The sequence below is a fragment of the Vibrio sp. bablab_jr001 genome (assembly GCF_016464285.1).
In the GTDB taxonomy this organism is placed as follows: Bacteria; Pseudomonadota; Gammaproteobacteria; order Enterobacterales; family Vibrionaceae; genus Vibrio; species Vibrio fluvialis.
The window spans coordinates 1-20976 of the sequence record NZ_JACDWZ010000108.1 but is presented as its reverse complement, the minus strand read 5'-3'; the positions used below and the strand labels follow the sequence as shown (position 1 = coordinate 20976).

The following is a 20976-nucleotide window of genomic DNA, read 5'->3' as shown; positions in this document are numbered from 1 at the left end:
AGGCATTACCGTGGGCAAAATCGTAGCGATCGCCAACCAGAAAGGTGGCGTAGGAAAAACAACGACTTGTATTAATCTGGCGGCCTCCATGGCAGCCACTAAACGCAAAGTTCTGGTGATCGACCTGGACCCGCAAGGCAATGCAACCATGGCCAGCGGCGTCGATAAGTATCAGGTGGATGCCACCGCGTATGAGTTGTTGGTGGAAGAAGCACCATTTGAAGAAGTGGTGTGCCGTAAAACCACAGGCCATTACGACCTGATTGCCGCCAACGGTGACGTCACCGCGGCAGAAATCAAACTTATGGAAGTGTTTGCCCGCGAAGTCCGCCTCAAAAACGCCCTCGCGCCAGTTCGCGATAACTATGATTTCATCTTTATCGATTGTCCTCCTTCTTTAAATCTCCTTACAATCAATGCGATGGCGGCGGCCGATTCGGTTTTAGTGCCGATGCAATGTGAGTATTTTGCCTTGGAAGGTTTAACTGCGTTAATGGACACCATCAGCAAGTTAGCCGCAGTGGTGAACGACAATCTGAAGATCGAAGGTCTGCTTCGTACCATGTACGATCCGCGTAACCGACTCGCTAACGAAGTTTCTGATCAATTGAAAAAACACTTTGGTAGCAAAGTGTACCGCACAGTTATTCCTCGCAATGTTCGCCTCGCTGAGGCACCAAGTCATGGCAAACCAGCCATGTATTACGACAAGTACTCCGCAGGGGCCAAAGCGTATCTTGCTTTAGCTGGCGAAATGTTACGTCGTGAAGAAGTACCCGCATAACACCAACTAAAGGATTCGTTTGCATGTCTAAACGTGGTTTAGGAAAAGGGCTGGATGCACTGCTGTCCACCAGCTCTCTGGCTCGTGAAAAACAACATGTGGCTTCTCAAAGTCAGGCTATGTCCAGTGACGGCGAGTTGACCGATATTGCGATCACCAACCTCAAGCCGGGCATTTACCAACCCCGTAAAGATATGTCTCCAGAAGCGCTGGAAGAGCTCGCGGCTTCGATTCAGTCGCAAGGCATCATTCAGCCGATTGTGGTGCGTCCGCTGGAGTTTGGTGGCTACGAAATTATTGCTGGTGAACGTCGCTGGCGTGCCGCTCGTCAAGCAGGCCTGAAGCAAGTTCCGTGTCTGATCAAACGCGTCGAAGATCGCGCGGCGATCGCGATGGCGTTGATCGAAAACATTCAACGTGAAGATCTCAACGTGATCGAAGAAGCGCAAGCGTTGGAGCGGTTACAAGATGAATTTAAGCTAACGCATCAGCAAGTCGCCGATGTGATTGGTAAATCGCGTGCAACGGTAAGTAACCTGCTGCGCTTGAATCAGCTGGATGATAGCGTCAAGCGTTTGGTGGAAACCCGTCAGTTGGAAATGGGTCATGCCCGCGCTTTGCTGATGTTGGAAGGCGAACAACAAATTGAAGTGGCTGCGCGCGTGGCCAAGAAGCAATTGACCGTACGTCAGACAGAGCAATTAGTGAAAAAATGCCTCTCAGAGACCTCTGATGTAAAAAATGTGCCAGAAGACGTAGAAACACAACAATTGTCACAAAATCTGAGTGAAAAACTCGGGGCAAAAGTTTCAATCGTCCGCTCGAAAAGCGGAAAGTCAAAAGTCACAATAAGTCTTGATGAGCCTCACAAATTGGAGCAACTAATTGCCAAGCTGCAGGGCTAAGTGAGATAATTGATTTAAATCAATTGTGAAAAATAAGTTTTCTTTAGCGAAATATGTCGGTGTGTAAACAAAATTGTAACTTTTTGCGGCGTTGTAATTGCAATCAGTTGCCGTCACCGTATAATTTTCGCCAATTTCCAGCCCCGTTTTTGAGTGGTGTGTTGGATATTACTAGAGGTACGAATACATGGTAGCTGCGTTAGCTAGGCCAGGACGAGCGCTTGCAAAGCAATTGTTAATGATCCAGTTTGGCGCGGTTATAGTTGTGGCAGCAGGGATGGCGATTGCCGTAAATGCTGAATGGGGATTTTCAGCGCTAGTTGGTGGAGGCATTTTTGTCTTTGCCAATGCAGTTTTTGCGCTGTGTGCTTTTATGTATAGTGGAGCTCGCGCTGCAAAGCGAATCACGGCCTCTTTCTACACAGGCGAAGCACTTAAAATTCTCATCACTGTCGCTCTGTTCTCTGTCGCCTACATGTATATGCAGGTGGAACTTGTTCCCCTAAAACTAACCTATTTGCTGGCACTAGGTATTAATATCTGTGCGCCAGTGCTATTCATTAACAACAAAAAAATAGGATGAGTTATGGCTGCGCCAGGTGAAGCGCTAACATCGTCCGGATACATTGAACACCACCTTTCCAACCTATCTCTTTACAAGTTAGGTCTGGTTGCGGAGGAAACAAGTTTCTGGAACGTACATATCGATAGCCTGTTTTTTTCTTTGTTTACCGGACTGATCTTCCTTTGGGTGTTCCGTTCAGTGGCGAAGAAGGCAACAGCGGGTGTACCAGGCAAGCTACAGTGTTTTGTTGAAATAGTGGTTGAATTTGTCGATACCAACGTCAAAGACACCTTCCATGGACGCAATCCACTAATAGCACCGCTGGCACTGACTATCTTTTGTTGGGTATTGCTAATGAACATCATGGACTTAGTGCCAATTGATTTCTTGCCGTATCCAGCACAGCATTGGCTCGGTATCCCTTACTTAAAAGTGGTTCCGTCTGCTGATGTGAACATCACCATGGCTATGGCTCTAGGCGTGTTCGCTCTGATGATTTACTACAGCATCAAAGTGAAAGGTCTAGGTGGGTTTGCGAAAGAATTAGCACTACATCCGTTTAACCACCCAGTGATGATTCCGTTTAACCTACTTATTGAAGTGGTCTCGCTACTAGCAAAACCGCTGTCTCTAGGTATGCGTCTATTCGGTAACATGTTCGCGGGTGAGGTTGTATTCATTCTAATCGCAGCAATGCTACCATGGTGGCTACAATGGATGGGTTCACTACCGTGGGCTATTTTCCATATTCTGGTAATCCTGATTCAGTCTTTCGTGTTCATGATGTTGACAATCGTTTATCTGTCAATGGCACACGAAGACAGTGATCATTAATAAATTAGCTTTTATTTGGGCACATTAAGCCAACAACTATAATTGGAGATAGTAATGGAAACTTTACTGAGCTTTTCTGCAATCGCCGTAGGTATCATCGTCGGTCTTGCTTCTCTTGGTACTGCGATTGGTTTCGCACTTCTAGGTGGTAAATTCCTGGAAGGCGCTGCTCGTCAACCAGAAATGGCTCCTATGCTACAAGTTAAGATGTTCATCATCGCAGGTCTGCTGGATGCGGTTCCAATGATCGGTATCGTAATCGCACTGCTATTCACATTCGCGAACCCATTTGTTGGTCAACTAGGTTAATCACGTTTTGCCAGCGACAAACCCCGTTTGGTGGTTTGTCTTTGATTAACACTTAGTCCATATAGAGGGGTAGCTGTTGTGAATATGAACGCAACTCTGCTAGGTCAAGCAATATCATTCGCACTGTTTGTGTGGTTCTGCATGAAGTATGTATGGCCACCAATCATTAAAGCGATTGAAGAGCGTCAGAAGAAAATTGCTGACGGTTTGCAAGCTGCTGAGCGTGCAAAGAAAGATTTGGACCTAGCACAAGCCAACGCTTCTGATTCATTAAAAGAAGCGAAGCGCACAGCAACTGAGGTCATTGAGGCTGCGAACAAACGTAAAGCGCAAATTTTGGATGAAGCGCGCGAGGAAGCTCAGGCAGAACGCCAGAAAATCCTTGCTCAAGCTGATGCTGAAATTGAGTCTGAGCGTAACCGTGCCCGCGATGAGCTGCGCAAACAAGTTGCAACTCTGGCTATTGCTGGTGCTGAGAAGATCCTTGAGCGTACTATCGATAAAGATGCGCACAAAGATATTCTCGACAACATTACTGCAAAACTTTAAGTCTGGGGGCGCCGAATGTCTAATATGACTACAATTGCACGCCCCTATGCTAAAGCAGCATTTGAATTTGCGGTGGAAAAACAACAACTGGATCAATGGAGCCAGATGCTTGTTTTCGCTGCCGAAGTCGCAATGAACGACCAGATTAAAGAACTGTTAACCAGTTCGACGTCTGCTGAGAAATTGGCAGAAATCTTTGTCGCAATTTGTGGCGATCAGTTTGATGCACATGGTCAGAACCTGCTGAAGGTAATGGCTGAGAATGGCCGCTTACAGGCCCTTCCGGATGTTTGTGCTCAATTCCATGCCCTGAAACAAGAGCATGAGAAGAAAGTCGATGTTGAAGTTATTTCAGCAACTGAACTTTCAGAGCAGCAACTGGCAGACATCAGCAGCAAACTTGAGCAGCGTCTGGAACGCAAAGTTCAGCTGAATTGCAGTGTAGATGAGACCCTACTTGGTGGGGTAGTAATTCGAGCCGGAGACCTAGTCATCGATAACTCAGCGCGTGGTCGTTTGAACCGCCTGAGCGATGCCTTGCAGTCTTAATGGGGATTGGAGCATGCAACTTAATTCCACGGAAATTAGCGATCTAATTAAACAGCGTATTGAGTCTTTCAACGTTGTTAGTGAAGCTCGTAATGAAGGTACTATCGTATCGGTAAGCGATGGTATTATCCGTATTCACGGCCTAGCGGACGTGATGCAGGGTGAAATGATTGAATTACCGGGTGGCCGTTTTGCACTAGCACTTAACCTTGAGCGTGACTCGGTTGGTGCGGTTGTAATGGGCCCATATGCTGACCTTAAGGAAGGCGAAAAAGTAACTGGTACTGGTCGTATTCTTGAAGTGCCAGTTGGTCCTGAACTGCTTGGCCGTGTAGTGAACACACTGGGCGAACCAATTGACGGTAAAGGTCCACTCAATGCAACTCTGACTTCTCCTGTAGAAGTGATTGCACCAGGCGTAATCGACCGTCAATCAGTTGATCAGCCTGTTCAAACTGGTTACAAATCAGTGGACTCGATGATTCCAATCGGCCGTGGTCAGCGTGAGCTGATTATCGGTGACCGTCAGACTGGTAAAACAGCGATGGCGATCGATGCGATCATCAACCAAAAAGATTCAGGTATTTACTCAATTTACGTAGCGATTGGTCAGAAAGCTTCTACTATCGCGAACGTAGTACGTAAACTTGAAGAGCATGGCGCTCTGAAGAACACTATCGTCGTGGTAGCGTCAGCTTCTGAGTCTGCAGCTCTGCAATACCTTGCGCCTTACGCAGGTTGTGCAATGGGTGAATACTTCCGTGATCGCGGTGAAGATGCACTGATTGTTTACGATGATCTTTCTAAGCAAGCTGTTGCCTATCGTCAGATCTCTCTACTGCTACGTCGTCCGCCAGGTCGCGAAGCTTTCCCTGGTGACGTTTTCTACCTCCACTCACGTCTACTTGAGCGTGCTGCTCGTGTAAGCGCTGACTACGTAGAACGTTTCACTAACGGTGAAGTGAAAGGTAAGACTGGTTCTCTGACTGCTCTGCCTATCATCGAAACCCAAGCTGGTGACGTATCCGCATTCGTACCGACTAACGTAATCTCGATTACCGATGGTCAGATCTTCCTACAAACTGAACTGTTCAACGCGGGTGTTCGCCCAGCAGTTGACCCAGGTATCTCAGTTTCTCGTGTAGGTGGTTCAGCTCAGACGAAAATCATCAAGAAGCTGTCAGGCGGTATCCGTACTGCACTTGCAGCGTACCGTGAACTGGCAGCATTCGCGCAGTTCTCTTCGGATCTGGATGATGCGACTAAACGTCAGCTTGAGCACGGTCAGAAAGTAACAGAACTGATGAAACAGAAGCAGTACGCTCCAATGTCTGTTTTTGATCAGGCTCTGACTATCTTCGCAGCAGAGCGCGGTTACCTTGCAGATGTAGAACTGAGCAAAGTTCTGGATTTCGAGGCGGCTCTACTATCGTACGCTCGCGGTCAACACGCTGAACTAGCAGCGCAGATCGACAAGACGGGTGCTTACAACGATGACATCGAAGCTCAGCTGAAGAAGCTGGTTGACGATTTCAAAGCAACCCAAACTTGGTAATAGGTCGGTGGCAAGTTTTGCCACCAACTAATGGAGAGTAACGATGGCCGGCGCAAAAGAGATACGTAATAAAATCGGTAGTGTGAAAAGCACTCAGAAAATTACGAAAGCGATGGAAATGGTAGCAGCTTCAAAAATGCGTCGTTCTCAAGACGCCATGGAAGCTTCTCGTCCATACGCGGCAACTATGCGTAAAGTGATCGGTCATGTCGCCAACGCGAATCTAGAGTATCGTCATCCGTATCTAGAAGAGCGTGAAGCGAAACGTGTTGGTTACATCATTATTTCTACCGACCGTGGCTTGTGTGGTGGTTTGAACATTAACCTGTTCAAGAAAGCTGTTACAGACATGCAAGCGTGGAAAGAGAAGGGTGCTGAAATTGATTTGGCCATTATTGGTTCAAAAGCAACGGCATTCTTCAACAACAGCGGCGCTAAAGTAGCGGCTCAGGTATCTGGTCTGGGCGATAGCCCATCACTGGAAGACCTGATCGGTTCTGTTGGCGTGATGCTGAAGAAATATGATAACGGCGAGTTGGATCGTCTGTACGTAGTGTTCAACGAATTCGTGAACACCATGGTACAACAACCAAAGATCGATCAATTGCTACCTTTGCCTAAATCGGACAGCGAAGAGATGCAGCGTGAGCATTCATGGGACTACATCTATGAACCTGAACCAAAACCTCTGCTGGATGCGCTATTGCTGCGCTACGTAGAGTCTCAGGTTTACCAAGGTGTGGTTGAGAACCTTGCTTGTGAGCAAGCGGCTCGAATGGTTGCGATGAAGGCTGCAACGGATAACGCCTCAAATCTGATCGATGACTTAGAACTTGTGTACAACAAAGCCCGTCAGGCTGCGATCACACAAGAACTGTCAGAAATCGTGAGCGGCGCAGCAGCGGTTTAAGCTTAGGTAAAACAAACAGTTTAGAGGATTAACGATGGCTACAGGTAAGATCGTACAGATCATCGGTGCGGTAGTCGACGTAGAGTTCCCACAGAGCGCAGTACCAGGTGTTTACGATGCTCTGAAAGTTGTTGAAGCAAAAGAACGTCTGGTTCTTGAAGTTCAGCAACAGCTTGGCGGTGGCGTTGTACGCGCAATCGTAATGGGTAGCTCGGATGGTTTACGTCGTGGAATGACAGTTGAAAACACTGGCGCTCCAATTTCAGTGCCAGTAGGTACTAAAACGCTAGGTCGTATCATGAACGTACTTGGCGATGCGATTGATGAACGTGGTGAAATCGGTGCTGAAGAGCTTTACTCGATTCACCGTGCAGCACCAAGCTACGAAGAGCAGTCTAACGCAACTGAGCTGCTGGAAACTGGTGTTAAGGTAATCGACCTGATTTGTCCATTCGCGAAGGGTGGTAAAATCGGTCTGTTCGGTGGCGCAGGTGTAGGTAAGACCGTTAACATGATGGAACTTATCAACAACATCGCACTGCAACACTCAGGTCTGTCTGTATTTGCTGGTGTTGGTGAGCGTACTCGTGAGGGTAACGACTTCTACCACGAGATGCAGGAAGCGGGTGTTGTAAACATCGAGAAACCTGAAGAATCAAAAGTAGCGATGGTTTACGGCCAGATGAACGAGCCACCAGGCAACCGTCTGCGTGTAGCTCTGACTGGTCTGACTATGGCTGAGCGTTTCCGTGATGAAGGTCGTGACGTACTGCTGTTCATCGATAACATCTACCGTTATACCCTTGCGGGTACAGAGGTATCGGCACTTCTGGGTCGTATGCCATCTGCGGTAGGTTACCAGCCAACACTGGCTGAAGAGATGGGTGTACTTCAGGAACGTATCACGTCAACTAAGAAAGGTTCTATCACGTCTGTACAGGCGGTATACGTACCTGCGGATGACTTGACCGACCCGTCACCAGCAACCACGTTTGCTCACTTGGATGCAACGGTTGTACTTAACCGTAACATCGCAGCAATGGGTTTGTACCCAGCGATCGACCCACTGGATTCGACTTCTCGTCAGCTAGATCCATTGGTTGTTGGTCAAGAGCACTACGACATTGCGCGTGGCGTTCAACAGACTCTGCAACGCTACAAAGAGCTGAAAGACATCATTGCGATTCTGGGTATGGACGAACTGTCTGAAACCGATAAGCAAGTGGTAGCTCGTGCGCGTAAGATTGAGCGTTTCCTAACTCAGCCTTACCACGTAGCGGAAGTCTTCACGGGCGACCCAGGTATCTACGTACCACTAAAAGAAACTCTACGTGGCTTTAAAGGCCTGTTAGCTGGTGACTACGACGATGTTCCAGAGCAAGCGTTCATGTACTGCGGTGCAATCGACGAAGCTCTTGAGAATGCGAAGAAGCTATAAGGCTAACTAGGAGGCGATATGGCAGCAATAACCTTTCATCTGGATGTTGTGAGTGCTGAGAAGAAAATCTTCTCAGGCCTCGTTGAAACGTTCCAGGTGACCGGTAGCGAAGGTGAGCTGGGTATTTTCCACGGCCACACACCGCTGCTGACCGCTATTAAGCCTGGTATGGTGCGTATTGTGAAACAGCACGGCCACGAAGAAATCATTTATGTTTCTGGTGGTATCATTGAAGTTCAGCCTGGCACAGCGACTGTGCTGGCTGACACGGCAATCCGTGGTGAAGATCTAGACGCAGCGAAGGCAGCAGAAGCCAAACGTCGCGCTGAAGAACACATTCAGAATCAGCATGGCGATATGGACTTTGCGCAAGCGGCCAGTGAACTGGCTAAAGCCATTGCTCAGCTTCGAGTGATCGAGTTGACGAAGAAACGTCGTTAAGCCAATTAACTACGTTGAGACCAAAAGGCGACCGAAAGGTCGCCTTTTTGCTTAATTTTTAATAGAAATTTACGCCATTCATTTAACACCCCTTCATTAAGCCGCTAAAATGCGGGCAGTATTAGGTTTAACGTCAGGTAAGTTAGGTACCCAATGAAATTTAGCGCAGTAATTCTTGCCGCGGGCAAAGGCACCCGTATGCATTCTAATATGCCCAAAGTGCTTCATACCCTTGCGGGCAAGCCAATGGTGAAACATGTTATCGATACCTGTAACAGTTTAGGGGCACAAAATATCCATTTAGTCTTTGGCCACGGTGGCGATCAGATGCAACACGCATTGGCTGAAGAGAACGTCAATTGGGTATTGCAGGCGGAGCAGTTAGGTACTGGCCACGCAGTGGATCAAGCGTCGGCTCAGTTTCAGGATGATGAGAAAATTCTGGTGTTGTACGGCGATGTCCCGCTGATTTCAGAAGAAACCATCGATAGTTTGCTGGACGCTCAACCTACGGGCGGCATTGCACTGCTGACCGTAGTGCTGGATAACCCGACGGGTTACGGCCGTATCGTACGTAAAAATGGCCCGGTAGTAGCGATCGTAGAACAAAAAGATGCCACAGAAGAGCAGAAACTGATTAAAGAGATCAACACGGGTGTGATGGTCGCAACGGGTGGCGATTTGAAGCGCTGGCTGTCTGGTCTCAATAACAACAACGCTCAAGGCGAGTACTACCTGACGGACGTGATTGCGGCTGCGCACGATGAAGGTCGCGCTGTAGAAGCCGTGCATCCGGTCAGTTCGATTGAAGTGGAAGGCGTCAACGACCGCATTCAACTGGCGCGTCTTGAGCGTGCTTTCCAAGCGCGTCAGGCGAACAAGCTGCTGGAACAAGGCGTGATGCTGCGCGATCCGGCTCGTTTTGATCTGCGTGGTGAGTTGCAGTGCGGTACGGACGTTGAAATCGACGTGAACGTGATCATCGAAGGTTCCGTTTCGATTGGCAATAATGTCGTGATTGGTGCAGGTTCAATTCTGAAAGATTGTGAAATTGACGACAATACCGTGATCCGTCCGTACAGTGTGATTGAAGGCGCGACCGTCGGTGAAGATTGTACTGTAGGGCCGTTTACGCGCCTGCGTCCAGGCGCTGAGCTCCAAAACGATGCACATGTCGGCAACTTTGTGGAAGTGAAAAATGCACGTTTGGGTCAGGGCTCAAAGGCCAACCATCTGGCCTATATTGGTGATGCGGAAATTGGCCAACGCGTCAACATCGGTGCAGGTGCGATCACCTGTAACTACGATGGTGCCAACAAACATAAAACCGTGATTGGCGACGACGTTTTTGTCGGCTCTGACAGCCAACTGGTGGCTCCTGTGACGATTGCAAACGGGGCTACCATCGGTGCGGGTACTACTCTGACGCGCGATGTTGCGGAAGGTGAGTTAGTCATTACTCGCGCTAAAGAGAAGAAAATCTCTGGCTGGCAACGTCCGGTTAAAAAGAAATAGACCTAGAGAGCCTGCTAAATAGCAGGCTTTTTTATTGCGGCAGAGCCAGCTTTTTCTCTAAACTGCGCACCCCCTGTGACACCAACAAAATCAACACCAGATACTCCAGTACCAGAAAAGTGTAGATTTCCAGCGGCAAGTACTCTGTGACCACCAGTTCATTGGCGCGGCGGGTCAGATCGCTCAGACCAATGACGCTGACCAGCGATGACATTTTCAGAATATAGATAAACTGATTGCCCAGCGGTGGCAGGATTTGTCTCAGCGCCTGAGGCAGGATTACCAGACGCATTTTTTGCCAATAATTCAGCCCCAAGGCTTCTGCTGCTTCATGTTGGCCGCGGGCGATGGCTTGAATTCCGCCTCGAAACACCTCAGCCATGAATGCGCTTTCCGCCAAGCTGAGCGCGATAACCCCCGCGGTAAAATGATTGAGCGACAGGTCAAACAGCGCGGGTAATCCATAGTAGACCCACAACAGCAGTACCAAGACGGGAATGGCGCGCACGATTTCAACGTACACCCGATTGGCACGGCGCAGTGAGCGATAACGCGACAGTGCTGGCAGAGCAATCACCAGTCCTAACAGCATTGCCAGCACCATGCTCAGCAGAGAAATACTCAAGGTGTCACCAAAGCCCGCGACGAGGAATTTGAGGTTACGCATGCCTTGCTCTGTCGACGGATCCAGAACGTACCAGCCCCATTGGTACTGGTTGCACCCGGTTAACAGCAGCGGCAATAGCCAGGCACTGTATCGCAGCATCACACTCCTCCCTAGTCTGACTAAAAAAACTCCTTTGATACTGCTATGTTAACAATGATGCAGTACATTCAGTGAACAGTTTTTAAGGAAAAAACGATGAAAAAAATAATAGCAGTGCTGGGATTATGTTTGTTGTCAGTGGGTCAGGTGTACGCGCAGAGCCGTCTTCAGGACGTCTTGAACACCGGCGTGTTACGCGTTGGGACGACGGGTGACTGGAATCCGATGACGATGAAAGATCCGGCGACCAACAGTTACCGTGGTTTTGATATTGATGTGACGGCCGAGTTGGCCAAAGATCTCGGCGTTAAAGTGGAGTACGTTGCGACCGATTGGAAAACCCTGGTCAATGGTATTACCGCCAACAAATATGACATCACCGGCAGTGCGTCACTCAATATGTCGCGGGCAAAAGTAGCGGGTTATAGCCAGCCCTATTTCTATCTGGCATTTGTGCCGGTGGTGCAAAAAAGTGAACTCAGCCGCTATCAGGATTGGAGTGATTTTGATAACGCCGAGATAAAAGTGGCCGCGACGCTCGGCACGGTGCAGGAAAAAATGGTTAAAGAGTTTTTCCCCAATGCACAGCACATTGTGATTGAAGCGCCGGCACGTGATTATCAGGAACTGTTGGCCAAACGTGCTGATGTGTCGGTGACGTCTAATGTCGAGGCGGCAACACTGGTGGAAAAATTCAATCAGTTGGCGATCGTTCCGGTGAAAGAGGCGCGCCGCCCAACCCCGATTGCGATGCTGTTACCTCAGGACGATCAGGTATGGATTAACTACGTGAATCACTGGGTGGAACTGAAGAAAACGCAAGGATTTTTCCGTCAAACCGCAGAGAAGTGGGGGCTGAAAAGTCTGTAATAAAAAGCGCCTCAGTTGAGGCGCTTATGGTTTATTTATCCTGAACTACACGAGCATTGTCCGGCGTAGTGAAATGCTGGTTCAGCTGACGATTGGCAATGATGTAGCCCACCCACAAGCCGAGCATACAGACCACAATCGCAATCCCCGTGACCATTTGAGCTTGGCTGGCAAAGGTCGCTACCAGCGCACTGGCTACACTTGCGGCACAGATTTGCAGACTGTTCTGTAAACCTGCTGCGGTAGCCGGGCTGTCTTTAGCGCTGGACAGTGCGCGGTTAACAACAATTGGGTATAGCGCACCGTTAGCCACAGCAATCAGGCAGAACGGCGCCAGAATCGGCCAGATCGACGTCAGTGTCCATTGTGATGCGATGAAGATCAGTACTGTTGATAGCGTGAACAGAGCGATCAGTTGTTTCAGCACCGCTTCATCGCCGAACTTACGCACACACCATTTGCCCATGTAACCACCGACCATAAACGCGATGGTTTGCGGAATGAAGCTCAGGCCAATGTCTTTTGCTTCATAGCCCAGCTGAGCCATGATTTCTGGCATGCCAGTCAGGTAAGCGAAGAACGCAGCAGATGCGGTTGCAAACATCAGTACGTTGCCAAGATAGGATTTACTGCTCAGCAGATGTTTGATGTCCTGAGTGATCGACGTCGTTTTCGGTTCACTGACGGCATTTTTCTGTACACTAGTGCTGATCACCAGTGCAATTCCCATGACCGTCAGTGCCAGAAAGATGCTGTGCCAGCCGAACTGGTCTGCCAGCAACACGCCCAATTGAGGCGCGAGGGCCGGAGAGAGCGCGACCAGCGGCATAATGGTGGCAAAGATCTGCTGGCTGGTCTGGCTTGGGTAACGTTTGATCACCATGGCTTGCCAAATCACTGCGGGTGCACAAACCCCAATCGCTTGCACGAAACGCAAAGAGAGCAATTGCCACACTTGATCGCAGAACGCCAGGCCAGCAGAGGCAAGAGTAAACACCACCAGACCAGTGATCAATGTATTACGATGACCAAATTTATCCGATGCCAGACCCCACAATAACTGACCCGACGCCATTCCAACCAGAAACACGGTCAGTGACAGCGCGATTTGTTCCGGCCCGGTGGCAAAGTCCTGCTCCATGATTTTAAACGCCGGCAGATACATATCGGTGGCGATGAAGCCGAGCATAGAGAGCGCTGCTAAATAAAACAGCTGTAAGGGTGATACGTTCATTGTTCTTCCCATCAAAAAAATTAATTCAATTTGACCCTGTATCTCTTGGCGCCAACCAGGATTTCTGAGCGCCCTCATTCTATTTTTGGTTTAAGATGAATTGAAACGCGAAATTTGTTAGTTATCGTTCAAAAAAATTGATGGGTAAAAATCATGTTTTCCAAATCCTCACTGGAAATGCTCGACACCGTAGCTCGTTTGGGCAGTTTCACCGCCGCTGCGGATGTGCTGCATAAAGTCCCCTCGGCGATCAGCTATGGTGTGCGTCAGGTGGAAGTGGAACTCGGGGTGGTGCTGTTTCGCCGTCTGCCACGAAAAGTGGAGCTGACTCCCGCAGGTGAACTGTTTATGCAAGAGGCAAGGTCGTTATTACGCCAGATGGAAGAGCTGAAAGCGCAAACGCGGCGGGCGGCGCACGGTTGGCAGAAAACCCTCAAAGTCACGTTGGACAATGTAGTCAAATTGGATCGCATGAAGCCGCTGGTGGAAGATTTCTACCGCACGTTTGAATTTGCCGAGTTGCAAATCAACATGGAAGTGTTTAATGGCTCTTGGGAAGCCATCTCTCAGGGGCGGGCGGATATTGTGATTGGGGCGACCTCTGCGGTGCCTGTCGGGGGCGATTTTGAAGTGCGGGATATGGGGATTCTTGATTGGGCGTTTGTGATGTCGCCGGCCCATCCGTGTGTGCGTGAGCAAGTGCTTACTGAAGCGTTTGTCAGTCAGTTTCCGGCGATCTGTCTTGATGACACTTCCAGTGTATTGCCAAAAAGGCATACCGGGCACTATCCGCAGCAGCGACGTCTGCTGCTGCCCAACTGGTATAGCGCTATCGAGTGCCTGAAAAATGGTGTGGGCGTGGGGTATATGCCTCGTCATATGGCGCAGCCGTTATTGGCCAGTGGTCAGTTAGTGGAGAAAATGTTGCCGGACGAAAAGCCGCTCAGCCAGTGCTGTTTGGTGTGGCGTAAAGATGACAACCATAAGCTGATTGAGTGGATGGTGAACTATCTCGGCACCAGTGAGCAGTTACATCAAGATTGGTTGCAGGCGTATTGAGCCAGAATCACAGGAAATAAAAAAGCCAGCAGATGCTGGCTTTTCAGTTGCCGCTTATGGGCGTTCAAAGATGGTGGCAATCCCTTGGCCCAAGCCGATACACATGGTAGCTAAGCCGTATTTGGCATTCTTGGCTTCCATCAGGTTAATCAGCGTGGTGGAGATACGTGTTCCGGAACAGCCTAACGGGTGACCGAGTGCAATCGCGCCGCCGTTGAGATTGACCTTGTCATCCATCTTATCCAGCAGACCCAGATCTTTGGCACAGGGCAGCGACTGAGCCGCAAACGCTTCATTGAGCTCAACCACATCCATATCGTCGATGCTCAGACCCGCGCGTTGCAGCGCCTTTTTCGTCGCAGGAACCGGACCGTAACCCATGATGGAAGGATCGCAGCCTGCAATGGCCATGGATTTCACGCGTGCTCGAATGGTCAGGCCCAGCGCGTTGGCTTTGGCTTCACTCATCACCAGCATCGCAGACGCACCATCCGACAGAGCTGACGAGGTGCCCGCAGTGACGGTGCCATTTGCCGGGTCAAACACCGGGCGCAGTTCAGACAGGCCTTCCACGGTGGTTTCCGGGCGAATCACTTCATCGTAATCGAGCGTGAACAGAGTGCCGTCTGGTGCATGGCCTTCAGTTGGCAGAATTTCGTTTTTAAAACGACCTTCCAGTGTTGCTGCCTGCGCGCGTTGGTGAGAGCGGGCGGCAAAGGCATCTTGTTGTTCGCGGCTGATGCCGTGCAGTTTACCCAGCATTTCGGCTGTCAAACCCATCATACCAGCGGCTTTGGCGACGTTTTTCGACATGCCCGGGTGGAAATCCACGCCGTGCGTCATCGGTACGTGACCCATGTGTTCAACACCGCCGACGATACACATTTCCGCATCACCCACCATGATCGCACGCGTGGCATCATGCAGCGCCTGCATGGATGAACCACACAAACGGTTGACGGTTACGGCACCGATTTCAATCGGCAGACCCGCCAGCAGCGCGGCGTTACGGGCGATATTGAAGCCTTGCTCCAACGTTTGCTGTACACAGCCCCAATAGATGTCTTCGATTTCGTGCGGGTTAACCTGAGGGTTACGCGACAGCAGGCCTTTCATCAGATGCGCCGACAAATCTTCCGCACGCTGGTGGCGAAACGCCCCGCCTTTGGAGCGACCCATCGGGGTACGAAGGCAATCAACAATCACTACATTATTCATTTTGTCATTCCTTTTCCAAACGGGGTTATAGCGAACCAGCTTGCTGCGACTGGTAAAAGCTTTCGCCTTTCTCTGCTTTGTCGATCAGCAGTTGTGGTACTTGGTACATGGCGCCCAGATGTTCATACTGTTTCGCCATCGCGACATAATTAGCCAGGCCAATACTGTCGAGGTAACGGAACACGCCGCCGCGGAAAGGAGGGAAACCGAGGCCGTAGACCAGCGCCATATCAGCTTCTTGTGGTGTCGCGATAATGCCTTCTTCCAGACACAGGGCGACTTCGTTGATCATCGGAATCATCATACGAGCGATAATGGTTTGTGCGTCAAACTCCGCTTTCGCACCACACACGGTTTCCAGCACTGGCAGAATATCGCTTGAGAACGCTTTTTTCGGTTTGCCTTTCTTATCAATAGTGTACTGATAGAAGCCTGAACCGTTCTTCTGACCAAATTTGTTCGCTTCATACAGGGCATCAATCGCGTCACGGCCTTGTTTACCCATACGTTGCGGGAAGCCTTGCGCCATCACTTCCTGCGCGTGATGCGCGGTATCGATACCGACCACATCCAACAGGTACGCCGGACCCATTGGCCAGCCGAACTGACGTTCCATTACTTTATCAACCTGAGTGAAGTCCGCACCGTCACGCATCAGCAGGCTAAAGCCGCCAAAGTAGGGGAACAGGACGCGGTTGACGAAGAATCCCGGGCAGTCATTGACCACAATCGGCGATTTACCCATCTTGGCGGCGTAAGCCACAACGCGGTTGATGGTGTCTTCAGAGGTATGCTCGCCACGAATGATTTCAACCAGCGGCATGCGATGTACCGGGTTGAAGAAGTGCATGCCACAGAAGTTTTCCGGGCGCTGCAGCGATTTGGCCAGCAAGTTAATCGGAATGGTAGAGGTGTTGGACGTAATGATGGTCTCAGCAGAGACGTTTTGTTCCACTTCGCTCAATACCGCAGCTTTAACTTTTGGATTTTCCACCACTGCTTCGACGATAACATCGGCTTGTTCGATACCTGCGTAATGCAGGCTTGGCGTGATGGAAGCCAGAATTCCGGCCATTTTAAAACCATCAATTTTGCCGCGTTCCAACTGTTTATTCAGCAGTTTGGACGCTTCAGTCATGCCTAAATCCAGTGATTTCTGCGCGATATCTTTCATCAGTACCGGTACGCCTTTACTGGCTGACTGGTAAGCAATGCCGCCACCCATGATGCCGGCACCCAGTACCGCTGCACGTTCTGTGGCTTTGCTGGCCGCTTTCGCTGATTTCTTCGCCAGGCCTTTGATGTACTGATCGTTGAGGAAAATACCGACCAGCGCTTGTGCTTCCTGAGATTTCGCCAGCTTAATGAAATGTTTGCGTTCAATCGCCAGCGCTTCATCGCGCGCGCAGCGAGCGGCTTCTTCAATCGTCACGACAGACGTCATTGGCGCCGGGTAATGCGGGCCAGCCACTTGCGCGACCATGCCTTTGGCCATGGTAAAGCTCATCATGGCTTCCAGCTTGCTCAGCGTCAGAGGCGATGTTTTTTGCTGACGACGTGTTTGCCAGTCAACCTTTTCATTGATGGCTTGCGTTAATGTCGCCAGAGCAGATTCCAGCAGTTTGTCGCTGTCGACCAGAGCATCCAGCAAACCGATTTTTAATGCTTCTTCTGCGCGGCAGGCTTTACCTTGCGTGATGATTTCCATTGCGCTGTCTGCGCCAATCACACGAGGTAAACGTACCGTGCCGCCAAACCCTGGCATGATACCCAGTTTGGTTTCAGGTAAACCGATGCTGGTGGTTTTATCACCAATGCGGAAGTCGGTAGCGAGTACACACTCACATCCGCCACCCAATGTGAATCCTTTCAGAGCTGACAGCGTCGGAACCGGAAGATCTTCCAGTTTGTTAAAGATGCGGTTGGCAAAGATCAGCCATTCATCGAGCTCTGCTTCCGGCTTAGCAAATAAGCCGAGAAATTCGGTGATGTCTGCACCAACGATGAATGCCTCTTTATCCGATGTCAGGACTAAGCCTTTGAGTCCGGCATGTGCCTTTAGCGCATCCAGCGCTTCGTCCAGGGATGTCAGTGTTGCTAGGTCAAGCTTATTGACGGATTCTGGAGAGCAGAAACTCAGCTCCACAATGCCATCATGTAATTCCTTTACCTGTAGGGTTTTGGCTTGGTAAATCATTGTCTATCTCCGTGACATACAATCCACGATTGTGTGTGAGAGTTTTTATTGTATTTAAAATTCTGGTTAGACCAGTCGATTTAGTGTGAACCTGAGATTGATTAATTTCAATACATTTTTTAAACAACTGTTTAACATTGTGCGCCATGCCAATCCTGAGTCATTTTTCAAATCCTCGTGTTACACTTGGCGACCTTTTCATCATCGGCGAGAAAAATGAACGTTCAGCCTTACCACATTCCTGCAGCTCCGGTTCGCTTTGAAGAAGAGATCAAAAAGAGCCTCTTTATTACCTATTTAGCTCATACGCCAGGAATTGACGCAGCGAAAGCGTTTGTCGATGAGATCAAGTCGCGTCATGCCGATGCGCGTCACAACTGCTGGGCATTTGTCGCTGGCAGGCCACAGAACTCTATGCTGTGGGGGTTCAGTGATGATGGCGAGCCATCCGGTACTGCGGGAAAGCCGATTCTGGCTCAGCTGTCCGGGTCGGGTGTGGGAGAGATGACCGCGGTGGTGACGCGTTACTATGGCGGGATTCGACTCGGAACCGGCGGTTTAGTGAAAGCCTATGGCGGCGGTGTGCAGCAAGCGCTCAAGTTGCTTCAAACTATTGAGAAAAAAATCACCACAAAACTGCACCTGACGCTAGACTACGGATTGGTTGCTCTGGCGCAGTCGATCATGAGCCAGTTTGAAGCCGCGGAAGTGGACGCTGAGTATGGAGAAAGTGTCTGCCTTACCGTGGAATTGGAATGCCTTCATGTTGAGGCGTTTACTCAGAGCATCATTAACAAGAGCGGCGCCAAGATTCTTGTTGCTGGTGTGGAAAACAGTTAGGAACTCAGAAGCGCAGCTTCGTTAAGTCTATTCATGCAATTTCGTTCAATCATTCGAATCGTCGGGCTGCTGCTCGCGTTATTCAGTGTGTCTATGCTGGCGCCCGCGCTGGTGGCTTTGATCTACCGCGACGGTGCTGGTGTTCCGTTCGTTTCGACCTTTTTTGTTCTGCTGATGTGTGGCGGCCTGTTCTGGTTTCCTAACCGTCGCTATCGCCATGAATTGAAAGCGCGCGATGGCTTTCTGATTGTGGTTCTGTTCTGGACCGTTATCGGCAGTGCGGGATCGCTGCCGTTTCTGCTTGCCGACAATCCGAATATTTCCGTCACGGATGCCTTTTTTGAATCTTTTTCTGCGCTGACAACCACGGGAGCCACGGTGATTGTCGGGCTGGATAATCTGCCGAAAGCGGTATTGTTTTATCGTCAGTTTCTGCAATGGTTCGGCGGGATGGGGATCATCGTCTTGGCCGTGGCCATTCTGCCCGTGCTGGGTATCGGTGGCATGCAGCTTTACCGAGCGGAAATTCCGGGGCCGGTGAAAGACAACAAAGTGACGCCACGCATTGCCGAAACGGCTAAAGCGCTGTGGTATATCTATCTGAGCTTAACCATCGCCTGTGCGGGCGCGTTCTGGCTGGCAGGTATGACGTTGTTCGACGCGATTTGTCACAGTTTTTCTACCATTGCGATTGGGGGCTTCTCTACTCACGATGCCAGCATTGGTTATTTCGATAGCTACGCGATTAATATGATTACGGTGGTGTTCCTGCTGATTTCGGCGTGTAACTTCACTCTGCACTATGCCGCGTTCGCGACCGGAGGCGTGCACCCGAAGTACTATTGGAAAGACCCGGAGTTTCGAGCGTTTGTTGTCATTCAGGCGATTTTGTTTAGCGTCTGTTTCCTGATGCTGCTCAAGCACCACTCTTATGACTCGCTTTATGATGCGTTTGACCAGGCGCTATTCCAGACCGTCTCCATTTCGACCACCGCAGGATTTACCACCACGGGCTTTTCCGATTGGCCACTGTTTTTGCCTGTATTGCTATTGTTCTCTTCTTTTATAGGCGGTTGTGCAGGATCGACGGGGGGCGGAATGAAGGTGATTCGCGTGTTCTTGCTCACGCTGCAGGGGGCACGTGAAATGAAGCGCCTGGTGCACCCGCGTGCGATCTACCACATTAAGATTGGAGACAGCGCACTGCCACAACGTGTTGTGGATGCCGTTTGGGGATTCTTCTCCGCGTACGCGCTGGTGTTTGTCGTGTGTATGCTGGCCCTCATTGCTACTGGCATGGATGAACTAAGCGCGTTTTCGGCAGTCGCGGCCACACTTAATAACCTGGGCCCGGGCTTGGGTGAAGTCGCGGTACACTTTGCTGACGTGAACGATACAGCCAAGTGGATTCTGGTGGTATCGATGCTGTTTGGCCGATTAGAGATCTTCACACTATTAATATTGTTGACGCCGACGTTCTGGCGCAGCTGAGGAAGCATTCGTGAAAGCACTATTATTATATTCCAGCCGGGAAGGGCAAACGCAAAAAATCATACGTACCATTGCAGGTCAGCTTGAAGGGTATGAGTGTGATATTCGCAACCTGCACGATTGTGCCTCATTGGATCTGGCCGCTTATGACAAAGTTCTGATTGGAGCGTCCATTCGTTATGGTCACCTGAATAAAAAGCTCTATGAGTTTATCGCGCGTCATCTTACCCAGTTGCAGCAAAGCAAAGCCGCGTTCTTTTGTGTCAATCTGACCGCTCGCAAAGAGGATCAGGGCAAAGACACGCCCGAGGGGAGTGTCTATATACAGACGTTTTTGAAAAAGTCACCGTGGCAGCCGGAACTGATAGGTGTGTTTGCTGGTGCACTCTATTACCCTAGGTACCGCTTTTTCGACAAAATGATGATTCGTTTAATCATGACGCTGACAGGCGGAGAAACGGATACCACAAAAGAAGTGGAGTACACCAACTGGGAAAAAGTGACTCAATTCGCGATAAAATTTAAAAAGATGTAAAGAAAACCAGCAGATTTGTGGACCTTTGCCTCTTTTTTAGCCGAACGACAAAAAATACGTAAAATTCGCCTCAAAAACTATTGCCAAAATTCTAGGTCTCCCTATAATGCCGCCTCGCTGACACGGGAACGGTTCGACAGAAAAGTCCTTGATTAGCAGGTCACTTAGCTTCGTCAAATATGATGAAAAAGTTTTGAAAAAAGTGGTTGACACTAAAACTTAACTCGCTAAAATGGCCGTCCGCTTTGAGAAGAAAGCTTCGAAAAGCAACGCTCTTTAACAACTTAAACCTATCAATCTGTGTGGGCACTCGTTGATGATAATCGCAAAAGATTTATCAATGAACTGAGTGACCAATTTGATACTTCGGTATCGAGCACAGTCAATTCAACATTACGTAGTAATGTTATCA

General features: G+C 49.7%; 21 protein-coding genes. 17 read left to right on the top strand and 4 right to left on the bottom strand.

What is annotated here, in order from left to right; genetic code table 11:
• Positions 1-10: 10 nt before the first annotated feature.
• From JIG40_RS21370 to glmU, 12 genes are all read left to right on the top strand, one after another.
• Positions 11-784: a ParA family protein gene (locus JIG40_RS21370; RefSeq protein ID WP_020430367.1), complete on the top strand. Its 774-nt coding sequence runs from the start codon at positions 11-13 to the stop codon at positions 782-784.
• 23 nt (positions 785-807) lie between these two features.
• Positions 808-1689: a ParB/RepB/Spo0J family partition protein gene (locus JIG40_RS21365; protein ID WP_199466065.1), complete on the top strand. Its 882-nt coding sequence runs from the start codon at positions 808-810 to the stop codon at positions 1687-1689.
• A 187-nt stretch (positions 1690-1876) separates the two neighbouring features.
• Positions 1877-2272: a F0F1 ATP synthase subunit I gene (locus JIG40_RS21360; RefSeq protein ID WP_024373979.1), complete on the top strand. Its 396-nt coding sequence runs from the start codon at positions 1877-1879 to the stop codon at positions 2270-2272.
• 3 nt (positions 2273-2275) lie between these two features.
• Positions 2276-3088: a F0F1 ATP synthase subunit A gene (gene atpB, locus JIG40_RS21355; protein ID WP_020430363.1), complete on the top strand. Its 813-nt coding sequence runs from the start codon at positions 2276-2278 to the stop codon at positions 3086-3088.
• 54 nt (positions 3089-3142) lie between these two features.
• Positions 3143-3397 carry a F0F1 ATP synthase subunit C gene (gene atpE, locus JIG40_RS21350; protein ID WP_002540812.1) on the top strand — a complete coding sequence of 85 codons (255 nt, stop codon included), beginning with the start codon at positions 3143-3145 and terminating at the stop codon, positions 3395-3397.
• A 78-nt stretch (positions 3398-3475) separates the two neighbouring features.
• The gene (gene atpF, locus JIG40_RS21345; protein ID WP_024373978.1) at positions 3476-3946 is read left to right on the top strand and encodes a F0F1 ATP synthase subunit B; all 471 of its coding nucleotides are present in this window, start codon (positions 3476-3478) and stop codon (positions 3944-3946) included.
• 15 nt (positions 3947-3961) lie between these two features.
• The gene (atpH, locus tag JIG40_RS21340; RefSeq protein WP_020430351.1) at positions 3962-4495 is read left to right on the top strand and encodes a F0F1 ATP synthase subunit delta; all 534 of its coding nucleotides are present in this window, start codon (positions 3962-3964) and stop codon (positions 4493-4495) included.
• Positions 4496-4508: 13 nt separating this feature from the next.
• Positions 4509-6050: a F0F1 ATP synthase subunit alpha gene (atpA, locus tag JIG40_RS21335; RefSeq protein WP_020430350.1), complete on the top strand. Its 1542-nt coding sequence runs from the start codon at positions 4509-4511 to the stop codon at positions 6048-6050.
• A 43-nt stretch (positions 6051-6093) separates the two neighbouring features.
• Positions 6094-6960 (top strand): F0F1 ATP synthase subunit gamma, encoded by an 867-nt coding sequence (gene atpG, locus JIG40_RS21330; RefSeq protein WP_020430349.1) that lies wholly within the window; start codon positions 6094-6096, stop codon positions 6958-6960.
• 34 nt (positions 6961-6994) lie between these two features.
• Positions 6995-8398 (top strand): F0F1 ATP synthase subunit beta, encoded by a 1404-nt coding sequence (gene atpD / locus JIG40_RS21325; protein ID WP_032082197.1) that lies wholly within the window; start codon positions 6995-6997, stop codon positions 8396-8398.
• A gap of 18 nt (positions 8399-8416) precedes the next feature.
• Positions 8417-8839 carry a F0F1 ATP synthase subunit epsilon gene (locus JIG40_RS21320; protein ID WP_024373977.1) on the top strand — a complete coding sequence of 141 codons (423 nt, stop codon included), beginning with the start codon at positions 8417-8419 and terminating at the stop codon, positions 8837-8839.
• 153 nt (positions 8840-8992) lie between these two features.
• On the top strand, positions 8993-10354 hold the full coding sequence (glmU, locus tag JIG40_RS21315; RefSeq protein ID WP_199466064.1) for a bifunctional UDP-N-acetylglucosamine diphosphorylase/glucosamine-1-phosphate N-acetyltransferase GlmU: 1362 nt from the start codon (positions 8993-8995) through the stop codon (positions 10352-10354).
• Positions 10355-10385: 31 nt separating this feature from the next.
• Here glmU and JIG40_RS21310 read toward each other — a convergent pair whose 3' ends face one another.
• Positions 10386-11120, bottom strand: coding sequence for an amino acid ABC transporter permease (locus JIG40_RS21310; RefSeq protein WP_075989133.1), 735 nt, complete (start codon positions 11118-11120; stop codon positions 10386-10388).
• Positions 11121-11216: 96 nt separating this feature from the next.
• Between JIG40_RS21310 and JIG40_RS21305 the strand changes: the two genes are divergently transcribed.
• Complete coding sequence (locus JIG40_RS21305; protein WP_024373974.1) at positions 11217-11990, top strand: transporter substrate-binding domain-containing protein; 774 nt, start codon at positions 11217-11219, stop codon at positions 11988-11990.
• A 31-nt stretch (positions 11991-12021) separates the two neighbouring features.
• Here JIG40_RS21305 and punC read toward each other — a convergent pair whose 3' ends face one another.
• Positions 12022-13224, bottom strand: coding sequence for a purine nucleoside transporter PunC (gene punC, locus JIG40_RS21300; RefSeq protein ID WP_199466063.1), 1203 nt, complete (start codon positions 13222-13224; stop codon positions 12022-12024).
• A 153-nt stretch (positions 13225-13377) separates the two neighbouring features.
• Between punC and punR the strand changes: the two genes are divergently transcribed.
• Positions 13378-14283, top strand: a complete 906-nt coding sequence (gene punR / locus JIG40_RS21295; RefSeq protein WP_047461745.1) for a DNA-binding transcriptional activator PunR — start codon at positions 13378-13380, stop codon at positions 14281-14283.
• A 54-nt stretch (positions 14284-14337) separates the two neighbouring features.
• Here the strand turns inward: punR and fadA are convergent, their stop codons facing one another.
• Both fadA and fadB read right to left on the bottom strand, forming a co-directional pair.
• Positions 14338-15501, bottom strand: a complete 1164-nt coding sequence (gene fadA, locus JIG40_RS21290; RefSeq protein ID WP_024374754.1) for an acetyl-CoA C-acyltransferase FadA — start codon at positions 15499-15501, stop codon at positions 14338-14340.
• 25 nt (positions 15502-15526) lie between these two features.
• Positions 15527-17698 carry a fatty acid oxidation complex subunit alpha FadB gene (fadB, locus tag JIG40_RS21285; RefSeq protein ID WP_199466062.1) on the bottom strand — a complete coding sequence of 724 codons (2172 nt, stop codon included), beginning with the start codon at positions 17696-17698 and terminating at the stop codon, positions 15527-15529.
• 216 nt (positions 17699-17914) lie between these two features.
• On the opposite strand from fadB, the gene JIG40_RS21280 reads away from it, so the two are divergent.
• The 3 genes from JIG40_RS21280 to hemG are packed head-to-tail and all read left to right on the top strand — an operon-like array spanning position 17915 to position 20564.
• Positions 17915-18538 carry a YigZ family protein gene (locus JIG40_RS21280; RefSeq protein WP_143683432.1) on the top strand — a complete coding sequence of 208 codons (624 nt, stop codon included), beginning with the start codon at positions 17915-17917 and terminating at the stop codon, positions 18536-18538.
• A gap of 33 nt (positions 18539-18571) precedes the next feature.
• Positions 18572-20029 (top strand): TrkH family potassium uptake protein, encoded by a 1458-nt coding sequence (locus JIG40_RS21275; protein ID WP_024374751.1) that lies wholly within the window; start codon positions 18572-18574, stop codon positions 20027-20029.
• Between the two features lie 10 nt (positions 20030-20039).
• The gene (hemG, locus tag JIG40_RS21270; protein WP_055452363.1) at positions 20040-20564 is read left to right on the top strand and encodes a menaquinone-dependent protoporphyrinogen IX dehydrogenase; all 525 of its coding nucleotides are present in this window, start codon (positions 20040-20042) and stop codon (positions 20562-20564) included.
• Positions 20565-20976: the final 412 nt, after the last annotated feature.

Coding starts and splice junctions, on each gene's coding strand:
- JIG40_RS21365 (WP_199466065.1), top strand. CDS start 808: ATGTCTAAACGTGGTTTAGGAAAAGGGCTGGATGCACTGCTGTCCACC.
- JIG40_RS21360 (WP_024373979.1), top strand. CDS start 1,877: ATGGTAGCTGCGTTAGCTAGGCCAGGACGAGCGCTTGCAAAGCAATTG.
- atpB (WP_020430363.1), top strand. CDS start 2,276: ATGGCTGCGCCAGGTGAAGCGCTAACATCGTCCGGATACATTGAACAC.
- atpE (WP_002540812.1), top strand. CDS start 3,143: ATGGAAACTTTACTGAGCTTTTCTGCAATCGCCGTAGGTATCATCGTC.
- atpH (WP_020430351.1), top strand. CDS start 3,962: ATGTCTAATATGACTACAATTGCACGCCCCTATGCTAAAGCAGCATTT.
- atpA (WP_020430350.1), top strand. CDS start 4,509: ATGCAACTTAATTCCACGGAAATTAGCGATCTAATTAAACAGCGTATT.
- atpG (WP_020430349.1), top strand. CDS start 6,094: ATGGCCGGCGCAAAAGAGATACGTAATAAAATCGGTAGTGTGAAAAGC.
- atpD (WP_032082197.1), top strand. CDS start 6,995: ATGGCTACAGGTAAGATCGTACAGATCATCGGTGCGGTAGTCGACGTA.
- JIG40_RS21320 (WP_024373977.1), top strand. CDS start 8,417: ATGGCAGCAATAACCTTTCATCTGGATGTTGTGAGTGCTGAGAAGAAA.
- glmU (WP_199466064.1), top strand. CDS start 8,993: ATGAAATTTAGCGCAGTAATTCTTGCCGCGGGCAAAGGCACCCGTATG.
- JIG40_RS21310 (WP_075989133.1), bottom strand. CDS start 11,120: ATGCTGCGATACAGTGCCTGGCTATTGCCGCTGCTGTTAACCGGGTGC.
- JIG40_RS21305 (WP_024373974.1), top strand. CDS start 11,217: ATGAAAAAAATAATAGCAGTGCTGGGATTATGTTTGTTGTCAGTGGGT.
- punC (WP_199466063.1), bottom strand. CDS start 13,224: ATGAACGTATCACCCTTACAGCTGTTTTATTTAGCAGCGCTCTCTATG.
- punR (WP_047461745.1), top strand. CDS start 13,378: ATGTTTTCCAAATCCTCACTGGAAATGCTCGACACCGTAGCTCGTTTG.
- fadA (WP_024374754.1), bottom strand. CDS start 15,501: ATGAATAATGTAGTGATTGTTGATTGCCTTCGTACCCCGATGGGTCGC.
- fadB (WP_199466062.1), bottom strand. CDS start 17,698: ATGATTTACCAAGCCAAAACCCTACAGGTAAAGGAATTACATGATGGC.
- JIG40_RS21280 (WP_143683432.1), top strand. CDS start 17,915: ATGAACGTTCAGCCTTACCACATTCCTGCAGCTCCGGTTCGCTTTGAA.
- JIG40_RS21275 (WP_024374751.1), top strand. CDS start 18,572: ATGCAATTTCGTTCAATCATTCGAATCGTCGGGCTGCTGCTCGCGTTA.